This is a genomic window from Streptomyces sp. NBC_01381, from assembly GCF_026340305.1.
Classification (GTDB): Bacteria; Actinomycetota; Actinomycetes; order Streptomycetales; family Streptomycetaceae; genus Streptomyces.
Genome location: NZ_JAPEPI010000003.1, coordinates 513710 through 536827, shown reverse-complemented (window position 1 = coordinate 536827; position 23118 = coordinate 513710). Strand labels below are relative to the sequence as shown.

Below are 23118 nucleotides of genomic sequence, written 5' to 3'. Positions count from 1 at the left end.
CCGGGGCGGTCGGGCGGGGTGGCTCAGAACCGAACTTTAGAAAGTTTTTCTAGAAAGTGGCTCTAGATAGTGTCGTGGCTGGTACAGACTCTCTTCCATGGTCAACAGTGAGTCCGGGCCGGTGCACCAGCCGCTGCCCGGCAACCCCTATGCCCAGCCGGTGCCTTCCGCCGGCGGCAAGCGCAGGCGCCGTGTCGTCCTCGGCGTCGGCGCGCTCGCTCTGGTGCTCGTAGGCGGGGGCGTCTTCGCCGTCATGCGTGGGGACGGCGGCGGGGGAGGTTCCCGCGAGCCCGTGGCCGCGCAGACACGGCAATCGCCGGACGGGGCAGAGGAGTCGGCGGGCCCGGAGCAGGACGCCGACGACAAGGACGACGGGCCCGCCGCCGTCATCGATGTCAATGCGGGGCGCAAGCCGGGTGAGGCGAAGGCCTGGCTCGCCATGAACGAGATCAAGCTGCCGGGCAAGGGCGCACAGCTCTTCGACGTGTGGCACGTGCCCGGGATCGTGGCACAGGCCGAGCACGACCAAGTCACCGGCTACAAGGCGGCCGACGGTACGAAGGAATGGTCGGTGCCGCTGCCCGGCGAGGTGTGCGACACCCCGGTGAACCCCACGCCGGACGGCAAGGTCGTGGTCGCGTACACGAAGTCGAAATCCGACCAGAAGGCCAAGTGCGATCAGCTTCAGGTGATCGATCTGAAGAACGGTGCGAAGGGCTGGCACAAGGAGCTGGTGCAGAAGGGGTCCCTTGACAGCACCAGGACGACGCACGTCGCGATCACGGGCGACACCGCCCTGGTCGACCAGGACATGATCGCGCACGCCTATCGGATCCGGGACGGCAAGCGGCTGTTCACGACCGAGAAGGAGCGCGAAGGGAACTGCTATCTGTACGGCGTCGCGGGCGGCGGCAAGCTGCTCCAGGTCGAGAGCTGCATCAGCGGGAACGACGTCTCGCACAGCCGGCTCACTAAGCTCGACCCCCGCACTGGCGACGTCAAGTGGCGCTACCGCAGCAAGAAGGGCTGGAGCGTCGAGAAGGTCTACTCCACCGATCCCGTCGTCGTCGCGGTCCGCAACCGCGAGGAGTCGGAGAAGTGGGCCGTCGTCGCCGTCGATGACAAGGGGAAGCAGCGGTCCTGGGTCACGCTCGACCGCGGCCCGCACGAGTTCGAGATGTGCGCCATGGCGGGGGACTCCGGCGAGGGCGTACAGAACTGCCCGGGAGGCGCCGTCGGCAAGGACACGCTCTATCTCGCGAGCGAGCCCCCGCAGGGCGACATCCTGGGGCCCAACAAGGTCGTCGCCTTCGACCTCGACTCCGGGAAGGAGAAGTGGGCCGGGTCGGGCGAGGACAAGCGGCAGGTCACACCGGTGGCGGTGGGCGGCAAGGACCGGCCGGGGGTGATCGTGTACGCGCGGCCGCAGAGCGAAAAGGGCAACGGGCAGACGGTGCGGTTCGGCCCCCGCGGAGGGAAGCCGGACGTGCTGCTCAGGCACACCTCGGCGGCCCGGCGCATCGAGGTCGGCATGTTCGCGGGCTACACGCTGTACGCCGACGGACGGTTCTTCGTGACGCCGACGAGCCTGAGCGGCAAGAGCAATGGCGCCGAGGGCGAAGAGGGGAACGGCCGGATGCTCTCCTTCGGCCGGTGATGCCGGCGCTGGGGGCGCTTCCGGCGGCCCCGCCGGTGACACCCCGGCAGCGCAGTGAACAGCCCTACCCGCACCAGTAGTTGGAGTCACGATGACGCAGCCCTTCCCGCCGCCCGAGCAGTCCCCCCAGGGGTCCTTCGGCCCGCCCCCGCCGGACCAGGCCTCCGGCTTCGGCCCGCCGCCCGGCGGCTTCGGTCCGCCTCCGCCCCATCAGCCGTCCGTGCCCGTCGTGCCGACGGTGCCCACGGCGCCCATGGGGCCACCGGGCGGCGGCAGAGGGGCCGGGCGCCGCACCGCGATAGTCGTCGCGGTCGTCACCGCGATCACCCTGATCGTCGGCGGCGGCGTCTGGTACGCCGTGTCGTCCGGCGGCGGGTCGAAGGACAAGACCTCGGCCAAGCCGGGCGGCGACCGCGAGAAGGCCAGGTACATCAAGCCCAAGGAGAAGGTCCCGGCGGACGCCAAGGCTTTTTTCAGCACCAAGGCCCTGCAGCCCGAGCTGCCCAAGGGCGAGAGCACCTGGAACTCCAAGGGTTCCTGGCTCACCGACAAGGTGTACGCCAAGGCCTCGGTCAGCAAGATCGTCGGTGTCGAGGCCACATCGGGGAAGCGGCTGTGGGACCTGCCCAAGCCCGGTGAGTCGTGCGCGGGTTCCCCGGACGTCGGCAAGGACGGCATCGCCGCGGTGGTCACGGGGGCCACCGTGAAGGACGACCGTGGCGCCCGCGGCCCGTGCACCGAGGTGACCGCGTTCGACGTCGACACCGGCGAGGAACTCTGGACGGAGTCGATCACCATCGGCTACCAGAAGGAGAAGACACCGTTCAATCAAGTCACCATCAGCGGCGACACGGTGGCCGTCGGCGGCCTGTACGGCGGTGCGGCGTTCGACCTGCGCACCGGCAAGGTCCTGTGGGAGCCGAAGCAGGGGGAGAAGTGCCGCGACGTCGGCTACAGCGGCGGCGAGCAGCTGGTGGCGGTGCGCTCCTGCGGCGACTTCGGTGCGGAGCGGTACCGGGTCCAGGTCCTCGACCCGGCCACCGGCAAGGCGCAGTGGACCCACAAGCTGCCCGCCGGTGTGCAGACTCCCAGCGTGGTCTCCAGCAAGCCGGTGGTCGTGGCCCTCGACTCCGGTGAGATCGGTCCGTCGGGCGCGACGAGCGCCTTCTCCCTCGATGAGCGCGGCAAGCTGCGGGCGAGAATCTCGCTGCCGGCCGAGAAATACCTGCATGCGTGCGGCAAGACGTCCGTCATCCAGGACTGCCGGGGCATCGTCGCGGGCAACGACAGGCTGTACGTCCCCACCAAGCAGCGCGACGGGGCGAAGAAGTTCTCCTCCACGAACGAGATCGTGGCCTTCTCCCTGGCCACAGGGAAGACGACGGGGCAGATGCTGCCGGCGGGCGACGCAAGTCCCGTCTTCCCGATCCGGATGGACGGCGGAAACGTCCTCGTCTACAAGTCCGCCCCGTTCGCGAAGGTGGTCTCCGTCGACGGCAGGACACTGAAGGGGGAGAAAGTCCTCCTTGACGCCCGCACCCGGCCCAGCACGCTGTTGCCCATGCAGCACGAACTGGTCTTCACCCACAACAAGCTGTACATCAGCTCCGACCTGCTCGCCCGGCCCAGCTCGAAGGCGCAGGAGACGGTCATGATGTACGGGTTCGCCGCCAAGTAGGCAGCCGCAGCATTTGCCCCATGGCGGCGAGCACCGACGGCTCGACCCGGTAGTAGACCCAGGTGCCGCGCCGCTCGGAGGTCAGCAGGCCCGCCTCGCGGAGCTTCTTGAGGTGGTGGGAGACGGTCGGCTGGGAGACGCCGACGTCGGAGATGTCGCACACGCATGCCTCGCCGCCCTCGTGCGACGCGACCAGCGAGAACAGTCGAAGCCTGACCGGGTCGCCGAGCGCCTTGAACATCGCGGCCGTCCGCACCGCCTCGTCGGCGGTGAGGGGGCGCTCGGTCAGCGGCGGGCAGCAGGGCTCGACGTCCGGCTCGAGGAGCGGCAGGGCCTTCGTGTTCGACATACGTCTATGTTGACATACGTCGAATCAAAGGATGCGTGGATCGGCGGCACCCTTGCTTTGATAGGTGTCTATGTTGACGCACATCAATACAGGTGCGATGCTGGCTTCCATGGAAGACATCGATGGATGTCGAAACAAGACTGGGGAGTCACCGTGACTGCGCCGATCAACCACGAGCCCGCCACCACCCTGCCCACCGTGGTGATCGGGGCAGGCCCCATCGGCCTGGCCGCCGCCGCGCACCTCGTCGGGCGGGGCATCGAGCCGCTGGTCCTGGAGGCGGGACGGGAAGCCGGCAGCGCCGTGCGCGAGTGGTCGCACGTACGCCTCTTCTCCACCTGGGCCGAGGTCGTCGACCCCGCGGCCGAGAAGCTCCTGGCCCCCACGGGCTGGGTGCGGCCGGACGGTGCCACCTATCCCACCGGCGGCGACTGGGCGGAGAGGTACCTGCGGCCGCTGGCCGACGTCCTGGGTGACCGGGTGCGCTTCGGTGCGACGGTGACCGGCGTGTCCCGCCAGGGCCGCGACCGCGTCGTCGACGCCGACCGCGACCGGCAGCCCTTCACCGTGCACGTCCAGAACGCCGACGGCAGTGAGCAGCGGATCGTCGCCCGCGCCGTCGTCGACGCCTCCGGCACCTGGTCGACGCCCGGCCCGATCGGCGGCGACGGCCTGCCCGCCCTCGGCGAGCGCGCCGCGGCCGCGCGCATCTCGTACCGCGTGCCCGACCTCAACGACCCGTCCGTACGCGCCCGTTACGCGGGCAGGCGCACCGCCGTCATCGGCTCCGGCGCCTCCGCGTTCACCGCGCTCGCCTACCTGGCCGACCTCACCAAGGAAGCCCCGGGCACCCACGCCACGTGGATCCTGCGGCGCGGCATCAGCGGCTCGACCTTCGGCGGCGGCGAGGCGGACCAACTGCCCGCCCGCGGCGCCCTGGGCCTCGCGGCCAAGGCCGCGGTCGACGAAGGGCACGCCGATGCCGTCACCGGATTCCGCACCGATGCCGTCGAGCGGAGCGGCGATCGCCTTGTGCTCGTGGCCGAGGACGGGCGCCGTCTCGACCCGGTCGACGAGGTCATCGTCCTGACCGGCTTCCGCCCCGACCTGTCCTTCCTGAACGAGCTGCGCCTCGGCCTCGACGAGCGCCTGCAGGCCCCGGTCGAACTGGCCCCGCTCATCGACCCCAACGTCCACTCCTGCGGCACCGTCTACCCGCACGGCGTGGGCGAGCTCTCCCACCCGGAGCAGGATGTCTACCTGGTCGGCATGAAGTCCTACGGCCGCGCCCCGACCTTCCTCGCCATGACCGGCTACGAGCAGGTCCGCTCCATCGCCGCATCCCTCGCCGGAGACCAAGAGGCCGCCGAGCGCGTGGAGTTGACCCTGCCGGAGACCGGGGTCTGCGGCGGCGCCGGCCTCTTCGACGAACCGGAAGCCACACCTTCCGAAGGAGGCGGCTGCTGCGCGGCACCGTCCACCCTGCAGATCGGCACTGGCGCCCCGGCCGCCACATCGGGCGGCTGCTGACCGACCCCGCCGCAGCCGCATCACCGGACGAACGCGCGACGCTCTCGACGTAGAGGAAATGCGCTCGACGGACTCCGCTTCGGCCACCGTTCGGGAGGACCCTGGAGGGAGGCCGCACCGGCCGCGCCGTGCTCCCCTCCGCGGCCGGTTCGCCTCGACTGTGGGCGCAGGCGCCGCGGGAATGCGTCGGCGCCCACAGGGTTGCCGACCACGCGATGGCAAAGACCCGCCCGGTGGGAGGCGTACGCGGTAGTCGGCCGTGACGGCTCCCCTCGGTCACGGCCGACCCGCCTCAACCATGGGGGCGGCAATGCGGGAGTGTGCCTGCCCCCGTGGGAGTGCAGGACCGGTGGCATCGTCGTCGGCTGAGTACCGGGGCGGTTCGGTGTCACCGGCTCCCCGCTCGGCTTCCCGGGGCGGCGCCACTCACACAGGTTGAAAGGTGAATGCCGTCCCGCGTCTAGACAGGTACGCCGATCCGGCCGCCCGCCGCCCGTGTGTGAAGATCTGCGCATGGTGTGGCTGACGAAACGTGTGAGGCGAACCTTCGGACTGGTGGCCGCGACGAGCGCGGCGCTGGCCCTGACGGCCTGCGGTCAGGGTGACTCCGGAGACGGGGTCTCCAGAGGCGGGGGCTCCGCCAAGGGGGACTCCGCGACCTGGAGCACCGGGGATCGCGAGGAGCGGTACAAGCGCGTCATCGAAGACCCCCACCCGCGCCCCGCCGACGTCATCGAGGCGGCCGGCGCGCCCGCAGGCGTGGCCCGCGCGGACGACGGCTCGCTGCTCCTGACGTACGAGGCCGGGAACGTCGAGGACGACGAGGGGCCCGCCGCCTCCGCCTGGCGCGTCGTCGCTCCCGACGGCAGGACGGTCGCCGAGCATGCGGAGCACACGGACGCGGAGGCGGTGCGGGCCCGGTTCAAGGGCGTGCGCGGGGGCTTCGTGAGCGTCCCGCCGGGGGAGGGCGCCGATGGGGCGTACGGCATCGACGTACACGGCAAACGGCACAAGGTCACCACCAAGGAGACCCCGCTGGGCACCCGTCCCGGCGACATCCTGCTCGCCGAGCTGGAGCCGACCCTCGTCTACCGGCCGGCCACCCGCACCGTGGCGCCCCCGGCCGCGGTCTCCGACGACGCCCGCCACATCGCCGTCGACGAGCGGGGCACGGCCTGGACCCTGAACCAGCCCCTGGCCGCGGAGGGCGACAGCATCGTCCGGCAGCGCGCCGGCCGCACCCTCCGCTCCACCCCCGTCCCGAAGCGGTACCAGGGCGGCAAACTCACCGCGCGTGGCGGCACGGCGGCGGTGGCCCTCCTGCAGGAGGAAAGCGTGCGCGGCCTCCTGGTGACGACGGACGGCGGCGGGCAGTGGCGCACGCTCACCGGCGGCGGCATTCCGTGGCAGGACCTGAAGCGTGGCCCGGAGTTCCTGGTCCTGGAGGCGCTGTCGGACGGGCGGCTGCTCGTCGGCGAGGAAGATGGCCGGCAGTGGATCGCCGACGACCCCACCAACCGAACCTTCCACGTGCTCAAGACGCCGAAGACCTTCACCTCGCTCACCGTCCACGGCACGACCCTGTACGGCATCGTGGACGCGACGACGGCGACGTACGACCTGGTGGACGGCGAAGGCCTGTGGAGTTCTCGCGACGGCGGCCGCACGTGGCAGCGCTACGAGGAGCGCGGCTGACGGCCCAACACCTCATGCACGGCCCGTCTCCTCACTCACCGCGCAGCTCCTCGATGACCGGGCCGAACGCCTCGAAGTACGGCTCGAGAATCGTCAGATACGAGAAGCCGAAACGCTCCCGCTGCGCACGCACCTGATCGGCGATGTCCCGCACGGAACCGACCAGGAGGTGCGGCAGGTCGAGCGCCTCGTCCTCGGTGAGGTGCGGGACGTGTTCCAGGAGGGGCCTGACCGCCGCGCGCGGGTCAGGGGTCACCGCGACCATCTGCGCGAGGAAGTTCAGCTCGGCGGGCTCGGCACGCCCCGCCGCGAACCGCCGATAGACGGCGACCCGCTCCTGAAGTTCGTCGGCTGTGAGGTGACTCATCTTGCCCGCGGTGTCACCGGGCACCGGCCGCGCCCCGGTGAACGCGGCTATGTCGGCGTGCTGCGCGGTCAGCTTCAGCATGCGGTCGCCGTTGCCGCCGATCACCACCGGCGGGCGGGGCCGCTGCACGGGCTGCGGCTGATGCTCGTCGGAGGCGAAGAGCCGGTCCAACTCCTCGACGGTACGCCGCAGATGGGACACCCGCTCACCCGGCGAGCCATAGGGAAGACCTGCGATGTCGTGTTCCGCCTGTACATAGCCGGTGCCGAGGCCCAGTTCGAGGCGGCCGCCGGTGAGCGCGTCAGTGGTCGCCACCTCACGGGCGAGCAGCGCCGGGTTCCAGAAACCCGCGTTCAGGACGAACGTGCCGACGCGCGGCCGCTCGGTGGCCTCCGCCGCGGCGACGACCGAGGGGAACGGGGCGGGCGCGCCCAGGTGGTCGGGGACCAGGATGACGTCGTAACCGAGTTGCTCCGCCTTGCGGCACTTCTTGCGCCACTCGTCGCCGGTGGCGGGCGTGACCATGTTGACGCCGAAACGGAACGGGCGAACCATGAACTCCCCTTGTGTATATGGACAGTTGGCACAGCGATGCCCAGTCCATCACTCATGCGCGATGGCCGCCAGCACATTCATGCGCGATGCACGCAGCGCGGGGAGCAGCGCCGCCGCGAGCCCGACGACCACCGATCCAAGGACCACCGCGATCACCGTCGACCAGGGGATCGCGAACGCCTTCATGTCCTGCAGGGCGAGCACCTGTTGCGCGCAGACGCCCCACACCAGACCGAGCGCGAGCCCGAGCAGCGCGCCGAACACGGCGATCACCACCGACTCCAGGCGGATCATCCGGCGCAGCTGCCGCCGCGCGAGCCCGATGGCCCGCAGCAGGCCGATCTCACGGGTGCGCTCGACGACCGACAGGGCAAGGGTGTTGACGACGCCGAGCACCGCGATGATGATCGCGAGGCCCAGGAGCGCGTACACGAGATAGAGCATCACGGCGATCTGCTCGCGGATCAGCTCCTTGTAGTCGGCCTGGTCACGGACCTGCACCTGCGGATACGGGTCGAGTGACTTCTCCAGGCGGTCGCGCAGCGCATCGGGTTCCGTGCCCGGGGCCGCGTTCACGTACACCGCGGAGTCCTGGCCGCCCGGTACGTACTCCTCGACCGTGCCGATGCCGAAGAAGAACCCGCCCTCCACACCGAAGCCCTCGGCGCCCTCCTGGTTGGTGAGCGCGCCCACGGTCAGTTCGGTCCTGCGCCCGCCGGGGAACTCCACCGGCAGCTTCTCTCCCACGCGGACCTCGTGCTTGTCCGCGAAGTCCCGCTCCATGGCGATGTTTCCGGGCGCGAGCGCCTGGGCGGACCCGCCCGCCACATACGTGATGCGGGCGACGTCGTCGAGCCGCTTGTCGTAGCCCGCGGCAGTCGTCTCCACGCTCTTCCCGTCCGGCATCGCCACCTTCACCGGAGTGAACCGCTGCCGCACGACGAGCCCGGCGCCCTCGGTGTCCCGCACCTTCTGGGTGATCTCTTTCGAGAACGGGATGAAATTGCTGTTCTGTACGACGAAGTCGGCGCCGAGGGTCCGGTCGATCTGCTGGTCGAAGGACTTGGTCATGGACGCGCTCGCCACCGACATGCCGGTCACCAGGGCGAGCCCCACCATCAGCGCGGCCGCCGTGGCCCCGGTGCGGCGCGGATTGCGCAGCGCGTTGCGCTGGCTCATCCGCCCGATGGAACCGAACACGGCGGGGAACGCGCCGCCCAGGACCCGGATCACCGGGCGCACCAGAAGCGGTCCCGCGATGACGGTGGCGATGAGCGTCAGAACCAGGCCGAGCCCAAGCAGGGACGCAGCCGACGAGGTCTTCTCGGACGTCGCGCAGCCCACCAGGGCGGCGGCCCCGGCCAGCGCGACCAGCGAGCCGATCAGCGCGCGCACCTTCAACGGCCGCCCCACGCCCGCGATCTCGGCGTCGGCCAGTGCGGCCATCGGCGAGACCTGCGCCGCGCGCCGCGCCGGGAGATACGCCGCGACGAACGTGACGCCCACCCCGACGACGTACGAAGCCACGGGAGTCGCCCACCCGATGACCATCTCGGTGGACTTCAGGTTCATCCCGAGCAGGCCCATCAGCTCGATGAGACCGGCCGCGAGACCGATCCCCACCGCGAGCCCCACCGTCGAGCCGACCACGCCGAGCAGCACCGCCTCGGTCAGGACGGAGCGGCGGACCTGCCGGCGGTCGGCGCCGAGGGCCCGCAGCAGGCCCAGTTCGCGGGTGCGCTGCGCGATGAGCATCGAGAAGGTGTTGACGATCAGGAAGATGCCGACCAGGACGGCGATCCCGGCGAAGCCGAGCATCACGTACTTGATGACGTCGAGGAATCCGCCGAGCTCGGACGCGGCCGAATCGGCCTGTTCGTCGGCGGTCTTCAGGTCGTAGCCGGAGCCGAGCTCGGCCGCGACACGGCGCTTGAGGACGGTGTCGCTCACGCCCGCCGCGGCGTCCACCGAGATGCCCGTCGCCGCGTCCTTGTCGCCCAGGAGTTCACGCTGGGCGGTCGGGGTGTCGAGGTAGACCAGGGCCGCGCCGGGGTTGGTGGTGGTGAACGTGACGATGCCGACGACCTCGACCTTGAAGGAGCCGGGACCGGCGAGCACCGTGAGGGTGTCGCCGATCTCCACGTCCTTCTTGTCGGCGGTGTCCGCGTCGAGCAGCGCCTGGTCCTTGCCGCGCGGCGCGTGCCCCGATGTCAGCTCGACCGGGCTGCGGTCGGTGACCAGCCAGTTCGTGGCGATGGTGGGCGCGCCGGTGGTCGGTCCCACCGAGTCGTTCTCGCTGTCGACGACGGTGATGTTGTCGACGGCCGCGTCGATACGGGTCCTTGCCACCCCGTCGACCTTCGACACGCGGTCGGCGAGGCTCGCCGGGATTGTCGGCGTCTGCCCCGACGGGATCGCCTCGTCGAGGTCCTCCTTCGGCTCGACGGTCACATCGGCCGACGTCGAGGCGAAGAGCCGGTCGAAGGTGCGGGCCACCGTGTCCGAGAAGATCAGGCTGCCCGCGACGAACGCCACCGAGAGGATCACGGCGAGCGCGGAGAGCAGCAGCCTGCCCTTGTGCGCGAGAAAACTGCGGAGTGTCGCCTTCAGCATGGCCGCGCCCCGCCTCAGCTCTCGTCGGTCGTGCTGTCCGCGCCGTCACGGGGCTGTGCGTGGATCACGTCGAACCGTTTCAGGCGCTCCAGGACCGACTCCGCCGTCGGGCGCGGCATCTCGTCGACGATCCGGCCGTCCGCGAGGAAGAGCACCAGGTCGGCGTGGGCGGCCGCGCCCGGGTCGTGGGTGACCATGACGACCGTCTGCTCCAGCTTGTCGACCGCTTCGCGCAGGAAGCCGAGCACTTCGAGGCCCGCGCGCGAGTCGAGGTTCCCGGTCGGCTCGTCGGCGAAGATCAGCTCCGGGCGGGATGCGAGCGCCCGCGCGCACGCCACGCGCTGCTGCTGCCCGCCGGACAGCTGGGCGGGCCGGTGCTTGAGACGGTCGCGCAGGCCCAGCGTGTCGATGACGTGCTCCAGCCATTCGCGGTCGGGGCGCTGTCCCGCGATGTCCATCGGCAGCGTGATGTTCTCCAGGGCGTTGAGAGTGGGGATGAGGTTGAAGGACTGGAACATGAACCCGATGCGGTCCCGCCGCAGCTGCGTCAGCTCCCGCTCCTTGAGCCCCGTGATCTCGGTGTCGCCGAGCCACACCTGGCCCGCCGAAACGGTGTCGAGCCCGGCCAGGAGGTGCATCAGCGTGGACTTCCCCGATCCGGACGGGCCCATGACCGCCGTGAACCGCCCGCGTGCGATGTCCACGTCGACCGAGTCGAGGGCGAGCACCGTCGTCTCGCCGGATCCGTACGCCTTGGTCAGGCCACGCGCGCGTGCCGCCACCCCGGCGGGCTCCGAGCGGTCCGTGGCCGGTGCCGAAGCAGGTGTGGACAAGGCCGCCTCCTGGGTTGTGGCCGGTTCCAACTCCCGTGACCCTGCTGAGAGTAGAGGGTGGGGGCGGGCGCCCGGTATCCCTCCGAGGTCGTGCCCCTGAGACGTATGTAAGGGGCACGGTATTGGCTCTCTTGCGGGTGCTAGCGGCGCGGCGCTAGCTTGATGGCATGGCGAAGACTCAGCTGAACGTACGGGTGGACGAGGGCACCGCCCGGGCCGCGAGAGAGCGCGCGCTGGCCCGCGGGATGAGCGTCAACCGGTACATCGAGGAACTGGTCAAGCAGGACGCGGGCGAAGTGGGACACACCTTCGTCGAGGCGGCCGCAGACTTCATGAAGCAGTACGAATCCGTGTTCGTCGAAGAGTTCGGTCCCGAGCGCGAGGGTCGACGTTAAGCCCTTGAACCTCAGAATCGATCTTGCCTGGCTGTTGATGATCGCCGAACACAAGACGCCCGGAGACCCGCAGGTCACCGACTGGGGTGCCCTGGTGGCCGCCGTCAGCCGGCACGAGGCGGAGATATTCGGCGTACCCGTCTACGAGAGCCCGCACGACCGCGCGGCCGCCCTGCTCCAGATGCTCCTGCACATCCCCGCCCTGGAACGCTCCAACGCCCTGTTCGCCGTGTCCGCCGCCTACGCCTATCTCGTCGCGAGCGGCCTCAAGGTCGTCACATCCGCCGAGCAGGTGCGCGACCTCGCCCGCCTGGTCAAGGAGGACAACGCGAGCGTGCACGCCATCGCGGACGTGCTGCGGCAGTGGAGCCTGTGACTGACCGCGGCGGAACCGGTCTTCAGAGGTCGGTGGCCCGCTCGTGGCGCGGCTCGTACAGGCCGACCTCGCCGCCGCCCGGCAGCTTGAACCGGGTGAGAAGACCCCAGCCCGCGTCGGTCACCGGCTGGGTGAACCGGACGCCCTTGCCGGTCAGTTGACGCACCGTCCCCTCCACGTCGTCACACATGAGATAGAGCTCGTGCGACTCCGGCCCCGGAGTGGGGTGTACGGCGACCTCGGCGGGCGGCAGCCTGAAGATGAGCCAGCCGCCGCCGGCGTCGACGTGCGGGTACTCCAGTACGTCGCGGAAGAAGGCGCGGTCGGCCTCCGCGTCGTTGCTGTAGACGATGATGTGCGCACCATTGATCATGCGGTGAGGATAGGTTCGACGAGACCGCCGAGCCGTAGGAGGACGCAGATGTCTGCCGCCATCCAGCCGATGATCGTCACCCCTGACCTGGACCGCCTGCTGCGGTTCTACAAGGAACTGCTCGGAGCCGAGGAGGTTTCGCGCGTCCCGGAGGAAGGGCCCACGTTCTTCGTGAACCTGCGCATCGGCGACTCGGAACTCGGCATCGTCTCGAACAAGGAGGTGCCGCTCGACACACCGCAGCGGATGCTCCTGAGCGTGGCGGTGGAGAGCGTGGACGACCGCCTGAAGCACGCCGAGCCTCTCGGGGGAGAGGTGCTCGCGCCGCCCAACGACATGCCGTGGGGGCAGCGCGTCGGGCACATCAAGGACCCGGACGGCAACAAGATCAACCTCACGCAACCGGTCTGACGCCCTGTCGGGGCTCTCAGTCTCCTTCTGGGCGGCGGGCGGAGCCGAGTACGCAGTACGAACTGGGCAGCCGTGGCCCCTTCGCGGGTACCAGGAAGCGCCGGTACGGGCCGATCTCGAACCCCGCGTCCCGCAGCGCGGCCAGCGGGTCCCGCGCGACGTGACAGCCGCCGAAGAGCAGGGGCCAGACCGTACGGTCAAGCACGCGCTGCGCACGCGCCATCGCCTTGCCGGGCGCCACGCCGTGCTCGAAGAACCGCAGCTCGCCGCCGGGCCGCAGGACGCGCCGCAGCTCGGCGAGGGCGCGGGGCACGTCGCGCACACTGCACAGCACCAGGGAGGCCACCGCTCCGTCGAAGGCCTCGCTCTTGACGGGCAGGGCCTCGGCCGCACCCGGCACCACGTCGACCGGGACCTCGGCCCGCACGGCCGCGGACGCGGCCAACTGCCGCAGAATGCGCTCCGGTTCGATCGCCACGACCTCGGACACGGCGGTGGGGTAGTGCGCGAAGTTCAGGCCGTTGCCCGCGCCGACCTCGATCACACGACCGGAGAGCCCGGCGAGCAGCTCCTTGCGGTGGGCGCCGACCACGCGCTCGGCGGCCACGCTCTGACGTGCGTAGAAACGGGCGAAGACCGGGTGGTGCACGGCGTCCCGGGACACAGCCTTGGCGGAGCGAGGCGACATGGGCACTCCTCAGCAGGGTGAGCGGATACCGCAATGGTGCCCCGCCGGGGCCGGTTTCCCCCACGCCGGCCGCAGCGAGTCGGGCCGACGGGGCTCCGGGGTTACGCCACCGGGGGCGGCCCGCGGGGCAGGTGCTGGGCTTGGGCTCCGGCGCTGCGGTAGCTGCCGGGGCGCGGGCTGTGCGGCCACCGCTGCGGGCCCGATTACGCGAAAGCCGCCGGGCCACGGCCCGGCGTGCTCGAAGCCGGGGACCCTCAGGGAAACGGAACGACGGCCTCCGAAATCTTCCCCCGCATCAGCCCACTGCCCCGCAGCCGCGAAGGGGGAGGGGACGATGGGCTCCGAGGTCCCGTCCCGCGTCAGCCCGGTGGCCCCCCAGACTCTCCGCGCCCCTGGTGCCTCCCGTGCCGCGAAGAGGGAAGGGGTGACGGGCTCCGAGGTCCCGCCCCGCGTCAGCCGGGTGGCCTCGCAGGCTTCCCCCGCCCCCGGTGCCTCCCGTGCTGCGAAGGGGGAAGGGGTGACGGGCTCCGAGGTCCCGTCCCGCGTCAGCCCGGTAGCCCCCCAGACTCTCCGCGCCCCCGGCGCCTCCCGTGCCGCGACGGGGGAAGGGGTGACGGGCCCCAAGGTCCCGCCCCCGTCAGCCACTGACCCTCAGGCTTCCGGTACTCCCGGCGCCTGCCGCGCTGTGAAGGGGGAAGGGGTGACGGGCTCCCGAGTTCCCGCCCTGCGTCAGCCCATTCGCCCCTCAGCCTTCCGGCGCGCCCAGCGTCGCGCATAGGGAAGGGGGACAAGACCCGAAGGTCCTGCCCCCCCGTCAGCCCAGTGGCCGTCAGACCTCCCGCGCCCCCGGCGCCTCCCGTGCAGTGAAAGCCGCCGCGTCCCACTTCCCGCCCAGCTCGGGGCCCAGCCAACTCCCCGCTCGGGTGCGGAAGTCGGGCCCTGAGAGGGCGCCCGCCCCCGCCGGGATCGCGCCCAGGAGGTTTGTTCCGGCCGACTGCGGCAGGTCCGCGAGGTTGCAGCGGGAGGCCAGGTCCGGGGCGGTCGGCCAGCTGCCGACCGTCACGCCCAACGGCGTCAGCTCGCGGGCGCGGAGCGCCTCCGCGGTCAGGGTCGTCGTGTTGAGCGTGCCGAGGCCCGCCGACGCGACCAAAAGGACCGGCGCGGCAAGGAGCCGCGCGGCATCGGCGAGGGTGGCGCCCTCGTCGTCGAAGCGGACGAGCAGGCCGCCCGCGCCCTCGATCAGGACCAGATCGTGCTCGGCCGCCAACTTCTCGGCCGCATCGGCCACTTCGTGCGGGCGGATCGGCGCCATCCCGGCCCGCCGCGCGGCGGTGTTCGGCGCCAACGGCTCGGGAAAGCGGGCCAGTTCGAGGGTGGTGACGGCATCACCCGCAAGGCGCACCACCTCCTGCGCGTCCCCCGGCTCGCCGGGCGCGACCCCGGTCTGCGCGGGCTTGAGCACGGCGACGCTCCGTCCCGCGGCAACCGCGAGTGCGGCCACCGCGGCCGTCGTCACGGTCTTCCCGATCTCGGTGCCCGTGCCGGACACCACGAGGACCGTCATGTCAGGCCTCCTTTGCTGCCGCGGATGCGGCGTGGCCGGTGCGTGTCACGTACCTGCAGCCCTTCGCGTGTGGCGGCGGGCATGGTTGTTGTGCCGGTCTTGCCGCTTTTGGCGCCTGTGCCGGACACGACGAGGACTGTCATGTCAGCCCTCCTTCGCCGCCGCGCACACCGCGCGCCCGATCCGTGCCACGTCGTCGTCGCCCGTGATGAAGGGCGGCATCGCGTAGATCAGGTCGCGGAACGGTCGTACCCACACGCCTTCGCGTGTCGCGGCGCGCGTGGCCGCTGCCATGTCGACCGGGTGGTCGAGCTGGACGACACCGATCGCGCCGAGCACACGTACGTCCCGTACGCCCGGCAGCGCGGCCGCCTCGCCGAGCGTGCCGCGCAGGCCCGTCTCGATGCGCTTGACCTCGGTCTGCCAGTCCTGCCCGAGCAGCAGGTCGATCGAGGCGCAGGCCACCGCGGCGGCGAGCGGATTGCCCATGAACGTGGGGCCGTGGGCAAGCACCGGCACCTCGCCGCGCGAGATGCCGTCGGCGACCCTCGCCGTGCACAGCGTGGCCGCCATCGTCAGATAGCCGCCGGTCAGGGCCTTGCCCACGCACATGACGTCGGGCGTGACGCCCGCGTGGTCCGCGGCGAACAGCCGGCCCGTGCGGCCGAACCCCGTCGCGATCTCGTCGAAGACGAGCAGCACGTCGTGCTCGTCGCACGCCTCGCGCAGCACCCGCAGATAGGCGGGGGAGTGGAACCGCATCCCGCCCGCGCCCTGCACCACCGGTTCCACGATGACCGCGGCAAGCTCGTCGGCGTGCCGCCCGATCAGCTCCCGCAGATGCTCCGCGTACACATCGTCGTACGCATCGAAACCCGCCGGCGGGGCGTCCGCGAAGACCTGCTGGGGCAGCACGCCCTGCCACAGCTCGTGCATGCCGCCATCGGGGTCGCACACCGCCATCGGCTGCCAGGTGTCGCCGTGGTAGCCGCCGCGCCAGGTCAGCATCCGCCGCTTGGCGGGACGGCCCAGCGAGCGCCAGTGCTGCAGGCACATCTTGACGGCGACCTCGACCGACACCGAACCGGAGTCCGCGAGGAAGACATGCTCCAGACCGTCGGGCGACATGTCGACAAGCCGCTTCGCCAAGCCGATCGCGGGCTCATGGGTGAGCCCGCCGAACATGACATGGCTCATCCGCTCCAGCTGGCCGCGGACCGCGTCGTTGAGCACCGGGTGGTTGTAGCCGTGGATCGCCGACCACCAGGACGACATGCCGTCGACCAGTTCGCCCCCGCCGTCCGCGAGCCGGAGCCGTACGCCGCTCGCCGACTCGACGACCAGGGGCTCCTGGCGGCCGGGCATGGGGCCGTAGGGGTGCCACACATGGCGGCGGTCGAGTTCGAGCAGTTCCGATACGGGGAGGTCAGGCATTGGGCGCCAGATCCGTTCCCGCTCCCCGGCGGCGTACGGCCACCAGATCCGTACGCACCTCGGAGCTCTCGGGGCTCTCCGAGGCCACCGAAGCCGCCGCGGCCACGGACGGCTCCGACGGCTCGGACGAACCACAGGGACCGCAACCGCCCCCGCCGTGCGACCCGCAGCCGCCTCCACTCTCCCCGTGCGACCCGCAGCCACCCCCGACCTCGCCGTGCGACCCGCACCCGGCCGCCGCGATCGCGTCCGCCCGGTGCTCCGGCAGCGTCACGGTGCCCGCGCCCTCGACCTCGAAGCCGGCGTCCGCGATCATCTCCAGGTCGGTCTTGCCCGCCTGGCCCTCACTGGTCAAGTAGTCGCCGAGGAAGATCGAGTTGGCGAGGTGCAGGGCGAGCGGCTGCATCGTGCGCAGATGCACCTCGCGGCCGCCCGCGATGCGTACCTCCACATCGGGGCAGACAAAGCGGACCATCGCGAGGATGCGCAGACAGCGCTGCGGGGTGAGGTTCCACTCCTTGGCCAGCGGGGTGCCCTCGAAGGGGATCAGGAAGTTGACCGGCACCGAGTCGGGGTCGAGGTCGCGCAGCGCGTAGACCACGTCCACGAGGTCCTCGTCCGTCTCGCCCATGCCCGCGATCAGACCCGAGCAGGCGGACAGGCCCGCGGCCTGCGCCTGCTGCACCGTGTCCACGCGGTCGGCGTAGGTGTGGGTCGTGGTGATCTCGCCGTACGTGCCCTCGGACGTATTCAGATTGTGGTTGTACGCGTCCGCGCCCGCCGTGCGCAGTTTGTCCGCCTGGCCCGCGGAGAGCAGACCGAGGCAGGCACACACCTCGATGCCCTCGTTCTGCTCCTTGATCGCCTCGATGGTCTGCGAGACCCGGTCGACGTCACGGTCCGTCGGCCCGCGGCCGCTGGCGACCAGGCAGACCCGCTTGGCGCCGCCCGCGACACCCGCGGCGGCGGCCTGCGAGGCCTCGTCGGGCTTCAGCCAGGTGTACTTGAGGATCCCGGCCGTGGAGCCGAGGCGTTGCGAACAGTACGAGCAGTCCTCGGGGCACAGGCCCGACTTGAGATTGACCAGATAGTTGAGCTTCACCCGTCGCCCGAACCACTGGCGCCGTACCTTCCCGGCGGCCGACACCACGTCGAGCAGCTCGTCGTCGGAGGTGGCCAGCACGGCCAGCGCCTCTTCACGGGTCGGCAGCTCGCGCCGAAGCCCCTTGTCCACCAGCGTGTTCAGCAGATCCATGGCGCTGATCCTTACGTACGAGAGCCTGCCTTTCCAAGGAGAGTTCGCACAACAGAAACGCTTTGAGGTGTGGGTATTGCCACATCCTGGCCTGGTGGCCGGACGGCTAGGGTCTGTGCACTGTCTACAAACGCACCGTCCGCAACCCCACTGTCCGCAACCGGCCCCTGACCATGCCCCGGAGGAATCCCATGGCGAGCTCGCCGTTCGACTGGATCGACGAGCAGGCGAGCCTGCGCGCACGGGCCGGCCTTGTCCGCACTCTGCGTCCCCGCCCCGCTGACGCTCCCGGCCTCCTCGACCTGGCGAGCAACGACTACCTGGGCCTGGCGCGGCACCCCGAGATCACCGAGGGCGCGGCGGCCGCGGCGCGCCGCTGGGGCGGCGGGGCGACCGGATCGCGCCTGGTGACGGGATCCACCGAGCTGCACGCGGACCTTGAGCGCGAACTCGCCGAGTTCTGCGGCTTCGAGTCCGCCCTCGTGCTGTCCTCCGGATACGCCGCGAACCTCGCCGCGGTCACGGCGCTCGCCCCGCACGGCTCGCTGATCGTCTCCGACGGGGGCAACCACGCCTCGCTGATCGACGGCTGCCGCCTCGCGCGCGGCACGACCCAGGTGGTTCCGCACTCCGATCCCGCCGCGGTGCGCAAGACGCTCGACGGCCATCGCGGCCCGGCGGTCGTCGTGTCGGACACGGTCTTCTCGGTGGACGGCGACGCGGCCCCGCTGGCCGAACTCTCCGCAGCCGCCGGTGAGTTCGGCGCCGGTCTGATCGTGGATGACGCCCATGGCCTCGGCGTGCTCGGCGACGGCGGCCGCGGCGCACCGCAGGCGGCCGGGCTCGCGGGCAGCCCGCACACCGTGGCCACGGTCACCCTGTCGAAGTCCTTCGGCAGCCAGGGCGGCGCGGTGCTCGGCCCCGCCAAGGTCATCGACCACCTGATCAACGCGGCCCGCACCTTCATCTTCGACACGGGGCTCGCCCCGGCAGCCGTCGGTGCCGCGCTGGCCGCCCTGCGGCTGCTGCGCGCCGAGCCCGAGCGGGCGGCGCGGGCCCGCGCGGTCGCGGCCGAGCTGCATGAACGCCTCACGGCGGAAGGTCTGCAGTCGGTGCGCCCCGACGCGGCCGTCGTCTCGGTGCGCGCCCCGTCGCCGGAGGCCGCCGTGTGCTGGGCCGCCGGCTGCCGCGGCGCGGGCCTGGCCGTCGGCTGTTTCCGTCCGCCGTCGGTCCCCGACGGCATCTCGCGGTTGCGGCTGACCGCCCGTGCGGATCTCACCGGCGCGCAGATTGCCGATGCCGTACGAGTGATCAGCCGCACCGCACCCCGGTAGTCACCGGGGGTCCGCCCGTCACCGGAGGCCGTGGACGAAGGCCTCCCAGGTGGCGTGCGGGAAGAGCAGGGCGGGCCCTGCGGTGTGCTTGGAGTCGCGCACGGCGAGCAGTCCCGACTTCGGCCCTGAAGTCAGCGGGGCTGTCTCGACGCAGTTGTTCATTCCGTTGCTGTGGGTGCTGCGCTGCCACCGTGCGCCGTGCAGAGACGTGCTGTCGGATACGTACCGAGGCAATGCAGTCATGGTGCCCCCTTACGCGCCGTCACCTATCCCGGCGATGTGATCCGTTGATTCCTCGGGTGAAAGTGCTTGTCCTAGAAGGGAGTTGAAGGCATCCGTGTATGCCTGGAGGTCTTCTTTCCGTTCGAGGTAGAGGCTACTCGTCAAATGGTCGAGAACAACCACATCCAGATCAGCAATGTTCGGAAATGAGAAGATAACGAAAGAACCGAGGAGTCCCCTGTGCTCTCCCGCGGCGAACGGCAGCACCTGCAACCGCACATGGGGCAGCTGTGCCGCCTCCTGTATCCGCTTCAGTTGCCCCGCGAGCACCTGCGCCCCGCCGATCTGCCGGTGCAGCACCGATTCGTCCAGGATCACGCTCAGTCGCAGCGGCCGTCTCGCGCGCAGCACGTCCTGGCGGGCCAGACGCACCTCCACCAGCGCGTCCACCTGCTCGTCCGGCAGACCGTCCAGCGCGGCCCGGGTCACCGCTCGCGCGTAGTCGGGCGTCTGGAGCAGACCGGGCACGACATTGGTCTCCAGGGTGCGGACGCGGCAGGCCTGTGATTCCAGACTGATGAAATCGCGGTACGCCGGTGGCAGCAGCCCGCGGTAGGCGTGCCACCAGTGGTGACGCCCGCCGCGGTCGTCGGCGCCCGCCAACGCCACCAGCAACTGGCGGAGTTGGGCATCCTTCACCTCGTACGCGTCGAGGAGGAGATGTACGTCCGCGGCCTTGACACCGCTACGCCCGGTCTCGATCCGGCTCACCTTCGACTGGTGCCAGCCGACCCGGCTCGCGGCCTGGCCGCTGGTGAGCCCCGCGAGCGTGCGCAGCGCACGCAGTTCGGCGCCGAGCTTGCGGCGGCGCACCGCGGGACCGTGCTGCATGTCCGTCTCCTTTCCGACGGAGCCTCATTTTCCGGCCTCCCCCGGTCTCTCACGGGCGACAGTAGAGGAAGTGCCGGTCTCGCGCCCAAATACGGTCTGTCGTAGCAGAGTTCACCGCTTTGAGCGACAGATATATGCACATCTCGGTGGATCGCCACACGTGAGGGGCCCAGTAGTGGCAGTCTGGCGCGAAGCACCATTCCGGGACTGTCCTCGTGCCTTCCGCTACGAGTCGGAGTCCAGTCCCGGTGGGAAAGGGACAGCGTCGCCATGGCAGACCTTCAGGAAGCATCCGTCACTCTGCCGAGCGATCCTGCCTCGGTCTCCGCGGCCCGGAAGTACGTGTCGAACGTCCTCACGGAGTGGGGCCTGCCCGGCGACGCCGAAGTGGCCGACACGGTCCGGCTCATCGTCTCCGAACTGGCCACCAACGCCGTGCAGCACACCCTCGGACAGTCGCCCACCTTCACCGTGGGCATCGAGCTGGACCGCGAGGAGCAGCTGCGCATCGGCGTCACCGACAGTCACCCCCGCTACCCCAAGCGGCTGCCCGCCGCCGTCCAGCAGGACAACGGCCGCGGCATGGTGATCATCCGCTGGCTGACCGTCGAATGCGGCGGCAGACTCTCGGTCACCCCCACCCCCGAAGGCGGCAAGACCGTCTGGATCGCGCTGCCGTGGACGGGGGCGGTCCGGGGCGAGGTGCCGTCGCCCTCGTCCTCAACCCGCTGAGCGCCCGAACGCCCCACGGAGCAGGGCCCGGAAGGTGTCGGCCGCCGGGTGCGAACCGTCGGTGCGGTGGACGACCGAGATCGTACGGCGGAGACTTCCCGGCTCCAGCGGCCGGACCCCCACCGGGGTGGCCGCCGTCCGCGCCACCATCTCCGGTACGACGGCGACGCCGAGACCGGCGCTGACCAGCGCGCACACCAGCGCGTAGCCCGGAGTCTCGACAAGCACCGAGGGGGTCGCCCCGGCCCGTGCGAGCGCCGACTCCACGCCGTGCCGGGGCGGATGCGTCGGCGCCATGCTGATCAGCGGCTGCCCGGCGAGCTCGGCGAGCGGCAGCCGCGACGAGAGGCCCGCCAGCGCGTGCCCGGGCGAGGTCACCAGGACCAACTCCTCGACCAGGACCGGCTCCGCGCTCACGGACGCGGGCAACGGCACCGGATCCGACGGCTCATAGGTGTGCGTGAGCGCCAGGTCGACCTCGCCCGCCGCGACGGCAGCCACACCGAGCGGCGGCTCATAGCCCCGCAGCGTCAGCTCGATGTCCGGATGGGCACGGCGGAACGCGGTCAGCGCGGGCGGCACCAGATGGATGCCTGCCGTGGTGAAGGTCCCCACGCGCAGCCGGCCGCCGGACAGGCCCGACAGCTGGGCCAGTTCGTGCCGCGCCCGCTCCATCTCGTCCAGGACCCGGCGCGCCCGGGCCAGCAGCAGCTCGCCCGCACCGGTCAGCCGCGCCCCGCGGTGATGCCGGACGAGGAGCGGGGTGCCCGCCTCCCGCTCCAGCTTGGCCAGCTGCTGGGAGAGGGCGGGCACGGTGTAGCCGAGGCGCTCGGCGGCGCGGGTGATCGACCCGGCCTCGGAGACCGCCACCAGTGCGGCGAGCCGCGTCGGGTCGTACATGGTGTCTCCCGTGTCTCCCGCCGCGGCGGGCCGTCGGCGTGGGGGTAAACGCCTGCTTAAGGCAGACACAGGATATTCCACATACCTGCTGAAGGCAGAAGAACGGCAGGCTGGGGCCATGGACGCACAACTGGTCGCCTTCACCGGAGTCGCCGCGGGCATGGTCGCCATGCCGGGCGCCGACTTCGCCGTGGTGGTGCGCAACGCCATCGCCTCCCGCCGCGCCGGGGTCACCTGCGCGATCGGTGTCGCGGGCGGGCTCCTGGTGCACACGGCGCTCGCGGTGGCCGGGGTCGCGGCGGTGCTCGCGGCGGTGCCGACCCTCTTCCGGGCGCTGCAGATCGTCGGCGGCGGCTATGTGCTCTACCTGGGCTACCGCGCCCTGCGGTCGGTGGCGCGGCCGGTGCGGGGTGCCGGTGCGCCGGGGGAGGAGGAGAAGGCGGTGGGCGGCAGCCTGCGGCAGGGGTTCCTCACCAATGCCCTCAACCCCAAGGCACCCATCACGTTCCTCAGCGTGCTGCCCCAGTTCGTGCCCGCGGGGAGCCCCGCGATGCCCAGGACGCTGCTGCTGGCGTCCATCATCGTGGCGCTCGCCCTGGTGTGGTTCCCGGTCGTCGCGCTTCTGGTGGACCGGCTCGGCCGCTGGCTGCGCCGGCCGCGTACCGCCCGGGCGATCGAGGGTGTCACCGGCGGCGCGCTGAGCGTCCTCGGCCTGGTGCTGCTCATCGAGGCGGCTCTGGCGTGACGTCCTGCCGCGCGGCCGTGCGGCGGGCCAGGCGGGGGAGTACGCGGGGGAGCACGCCCCACAGGCCCCCGCACACGAGCAGCGTGCCCGCGCTCGCGATGATCCCGCCGGTGCGGCCCACCGCCACGTCCACGACCAGGAGCACCGATCCGGCGAGGGCGAACATCAGGACGGCCATGCCGGCCCTGGCGAGCTGCGAAGAGACCCGCACGATCAGCGGTTTGGCACGCTGCTGGAACAGCGCCCGATGCACCGCGGCCGGCGCCGTGAACAGGGCCGCCGCAAGGACGGCGAGCAGCAGCGTGGTGACGTAGGTGGCGCGCTGCACGTCGTCCAGGGTCCGGAAGCGGGGCGTGAAGGCGAGGGTCAGCAGGAAGGCGAAGAGGATCTGCACGCCGGTCTGCGTGACCCTCAACTCCTGGAGGATCTCCGAGAAGTTGCGGTCCGCGCGCTCGAACGGCGTCTCGTTGCGGGTGTCGTGAGCGGCGTGGGAGCCATTGTCGTCGGCCATGCCGCACGAG

Annotated in this window: 24 protein-coding genes; 10 read left to right on the top strand and 14 right to left on the bottom strand. The window is 71.1% G+C overall.

Translation table 11 applies throughout. The features are described from left to right. Nucleotides 1-97: 97 nt before the first annotated feature. Complete coding sequence (locus tag OG453_RS40740; RefSeq protein WP_266873758.1) at nucleotides 98-1657, top strand: PQQ-binding-like beta-propeller repeat protein; 1560 nt, start codon at nucleotides 98-100, stop codon at nucleotides 1655-1657. Between the two features lie 91 nt (nucleotides 1658-1748). Further along, a complete protein-coding gene (locus OG453_RS40735) occupies nucleotides 1749-3335 on the top strand; it encodes a PQQ-binding-like beta-propeller repeat protein (RefSeq protein ID WP_266873757.1) in 1587 nt (528 codons plus the stop codon). Here the strand turns inward: OG453_RS40735 and OG453_RS40730 are convergent. Continuing rightward, nucleotides 3307-3684: a helix-turn-helix transcriptional regulator gene (locus tag OG453_RS40730; protein WP_266873756.1), complete on the bottom strand. Its 378-nt coding sequence runs from the start codon at nucleotides 3682-3684 to the stop codon at nucleotides 3307-3309. The genes OG453_RS40735 and OG453_RS40730 overlap by 29 nt on opposite strands. 153 nt (nucleotides 3685-3837) lie before the next feature. Between OG453_RS40730 and OG453_RS40725 the strand changes: the two genes are divergently transcribed. Continuing rightward, nucleotides 3838-5214 (top strand): NAD(P)-binding domain-containing protein, encoded by a 1377-nt coding sequence (locus tag OG453_RS40725; protein ID WP_266873755.1) that lies wholly within the window; start codon nucleotides 3838-3840, stop codon nucleotides 5212-5214. Nucleotides 5215-5769: 555 nt separating this feature from the next. After that, on the top strand, nucleotides 5770-6909 hold the full coding sequence (locus OG453_RS40720) for a hypothetical protein (RefSeq protein WP_266873754.1): 1140 nt from the start codon (nucleotides 5770-5772) through the stop codon (nucleotides 6907-6909). A 31-nt stretch (nucleotides 6910-6940) separates the two neighbouring features. On the opposite strand, the gene OG453_RS40715 is transcribed toward OG453_RS40720, so the two are convergent. The 3 genes from OG453_RS40715 to OG453_RS40705 are packed head-to-tail and all read right to left on the bottom strand — an operon-like array spanning nucleotide 6941 to nucleotide 11277. Further along, a complete protein-coding gene (locus OG453_RS40715; protein ID WP_266873753.1) occupies nucleotides 6941-7831 on the bottom strand; it encodes an LLM class F420-dependent oxidoreductase in 891 nt (296 codons plus the stop codon). Between the two features lie 48 nt (nucleotides 7832-7879). Then, nucleotides 7880-10444: an ABC transporter permease gene (locus tag OG453_RS40710; protein WP_266873752.1), complete on the bottom strand. Its 2565-nt coding sequence runs from the start codon at nucleotides 10442-10444 to the stop codon at nucleotides 7880-7882. 14 nt (nucleotides 10445-10458) lie between these two features. Further along, on the bottom strand, nucleotides 10459-11277 hold the full coding sequence (locus OG453_RS40705) for an ABC transporter ATP-binding protein (protein ID WP_266873751.1): 819 nt from the start codon (nucleotides 11275-11277) through the stop codon (nucleotides 10459-10461). A 167-nt stretch (nucleotides 11278-11444) separates the two neighbouring features. On the opposite strand from OG453_RS40705, the gene OG453_RS40700 reads away from it, so the two are divergent. Then, nucleotides 11445-11672, top strand: a complete 228-nt coding sequence (locus tag OG453_RS40700; RefSeq protein ID WP_135330050.1) for an antitoxin — start codon at nucleotides 11445-11447, stop codon at nucleotides 11670-11672. 4 nt (nucleotides 11673-11676) lie between these two features. Next, nucleotides 11677-12048, top strand: coding sequence for a fic family toxin-antitoxin system, toxin component (locus OG453_RS40695; RefSeq protein WP_266873750.1), 372 nt, complete (start codon nucleotides 11677-11679; stop codon nucleotides 12046-12048). Nucleotides 12049-12070: 22 nt separating this feature from the next. Here the strand turns inward: OG453_RS40695 and OG453_RS40690 are convergent, their stop codons facing one another. Further along, nucleotides 12071-12421 (bottom strand): VOC family protein, encoded by a 351-nt coding sequence (locus tag OG453_RS40690; RefSeq protein ID WP_266873749.1) that lies wholly within the window; start codon nucleotides 12419-12421, stop codon nucleotides 12071-12073. Between the two features lie 48 nt (nucleotides 12422-12469). Here OG453_RS40690 and OG453_RS40685 point away from each other — a divergent pair, with 48 nt between their 5' ends. Next, nucleotides 12470-12832, top strand: coding sequence for a glyoxalase/bleomycin resistance/extradiol dioxygenase family protein (locus OG453_RS40685; protein WP_266873748.1), 363 nt, complete (start codon nucleotides 12470-12472; stop codon nucleotides 12830-12832). Nucleotides 12833-12848: 16 nt separating this feature from the next. Here the strand turns inward: OG453_RS40685 and OG453_RS40680 are convergent, their stop codons facing one another. From OG453_RS40680 to bioB, 5 genes are all read right to left on the bottom strand, one after another. Next, complete coding sequence (locus tag OG453_RS40680; RefSeq protein WP_266873747.1) at nucleotides 12849-13520, bottom strand: class I SAM-dependent methyltransferase; 672 nt, start codon at nucleotides 13518-13520, stop codon at nucleotides 12849-12851. 829 nt (nucleotides 13521-14349) lie between these two features. Continuing rightward, nucleotides 14350-15084, bottom strand: a complete 735-nt coding sequence (gene bioD / locus OG453_RS40675; RefSeq protein ID WP_266873746.1) for a dethiobiotin synthase — start codon at nucleotides 15082-15084, stop codon at nucleotides 14350-14352. Continuing rightward, complete coding sequence (locus OG453_RS40670; RefSeq protein ID WP_266873745.1) at nucleotides 15081-15227, bottom strand: hypothetical protein; 147 nt, start codon at nucleotides 15225-15227, stop codon at nucleotides 15081-15083. The genes bioD and OG453_RS40670 overlap by 4 nt, the downstream gene beginning before the upstream one ends. A gap of 1 nt (nucleotide 15228) precedes the next feature. Beyond that, nucleotides 15229-16518, bottom strand: a complete 1290-nt coding sequence (locus OG453_RS40665) for an adenosylmethionine--8-amino-7-oxononanoate transaminase (RefSeq protein ID WP_266873744.1) — start codon at nucleotides 16516-16518, stop codon at nucleotides 15229-15231. Continuing rightward, nucleotides 16511-17773 carry a biotin synthase BioB gene (bioB, locus tag OG453_RS40660; protein ID WP_266873743.1) on the bottom strand — a complete coding sequence of 421 codons (1263 nt, stop codon included), beginning with the start codon at nucleotides 17771-17773 and terminating at the stop codon, nucleotides 16511-16513. Before bioB ends, OG453_RS40665 begins: the two co-directional genes overlap by 8 nt. Nucleotides 17774-17964: 191 nt before the next feature. On the opposite strand from bioB, the gene OG453_RS40655 reads away from it, so the two are divergent. Then, on the top strand, nucleotides 17965-19107 hold the full coding sequence (locus OG453_RS40655; RefSeq protein ID WP_266873742.1) for an 8-amino-7-oxononanoate synthase: 1143 nt from the start codon (nucleotides 17965-17967) through the stop codon (nucleotides 19105-19107). Nucleotides 19108-19125: 18 nt separating this feature from the next. Here OG453_RS40655 and OG453_RS40650 read toward each other — a convergent pair whose 3' ends face one another. Beyond that, nucleotides 19126-19350, bottom strand: a complete 225-nt coding sequence (locus OG453_RS40650; RefSeq protein WP_266873741.1) for a DUF397 domain-containing protein — start codon at nucleotides 19348-19350, stop codon at nucleotides 19126-19128. 9 nt (nucleotides 19351-19359) lie between these two features. Next, nucleotides 19360-20220 (bottom strand): helix-turn-helix transcriptional regulator, encoded by an 861-nt coding sequence (locus tag OG453_RS40645; protein WP_266873740.1) that lies wholly within the window; start codon nucleotides 20218-20220, stop codon nucleotides 19360-19362. A 270-nt stretch (nucleotides 20221-20490) separates the two neighbouring features. Here OG453_RS40645 and OG453_RS40640 point away from each other — a divergent pair, with 270 nt between their 5' ends. Further along, nucleotides 20491-20952, top strand: coding sequence for an ATP-binding protein (locus tag OG453_RS40640; protein ID WP_266873739.1), 462 nt, complete (start codon nucleotides 20491-20493; stop codon nucleotides 20950-20952). On the opposite strand, the gene OG453_RS40635 is transcribed toward OG453_RS40640, so the two are convergent. After that, nucleotides 20941-21852, bottom strand: coding sequence for a LysR family transcriptional regulator (locus OG453_RS40635; protein WP_266873738.1), 912 nt, complete (start codon nucleotides 21850-21852; stop codon nucleotides 20941-20943). The genes OG453_RS40640 and OG453_RS40635 overlap by 12 nt on opposite strands. Before the next feature lie 118 nt (nucleotides 21853-21970). On the opposite strand from OG453_RS40635, the gene OG453_RS40630 reads away from it, so the two are divergent. Beyond that, nucleotides 21971-22597, top strand: a complete 627-nt coding sequence (locus OG453_RS40630) for a LysE family translocator (protein ID WP_266873737.1) — start codon at nucleotides 21971-21973, stop codon at nucleotides 22595-22597. Here the strand turns inward: OG453_RS40630 and OG453_RS40625 are convergent. Continuing rightward, entirely contained in the window at nucleotides 22575-23108 is a 534-nt protein-coding gene (locus OG453_RS40625; protein ID WP_266873736.1) for a DUF6328 family protein, read from the bottom strand. The two genes, OG453_RS40630 and OG453_RS40625, sit on opposite strands and share 23 nt — an antisense overlap. Between the last annotated feature and the right edge of the window lie 10 nt (nucleotides 23109-23118).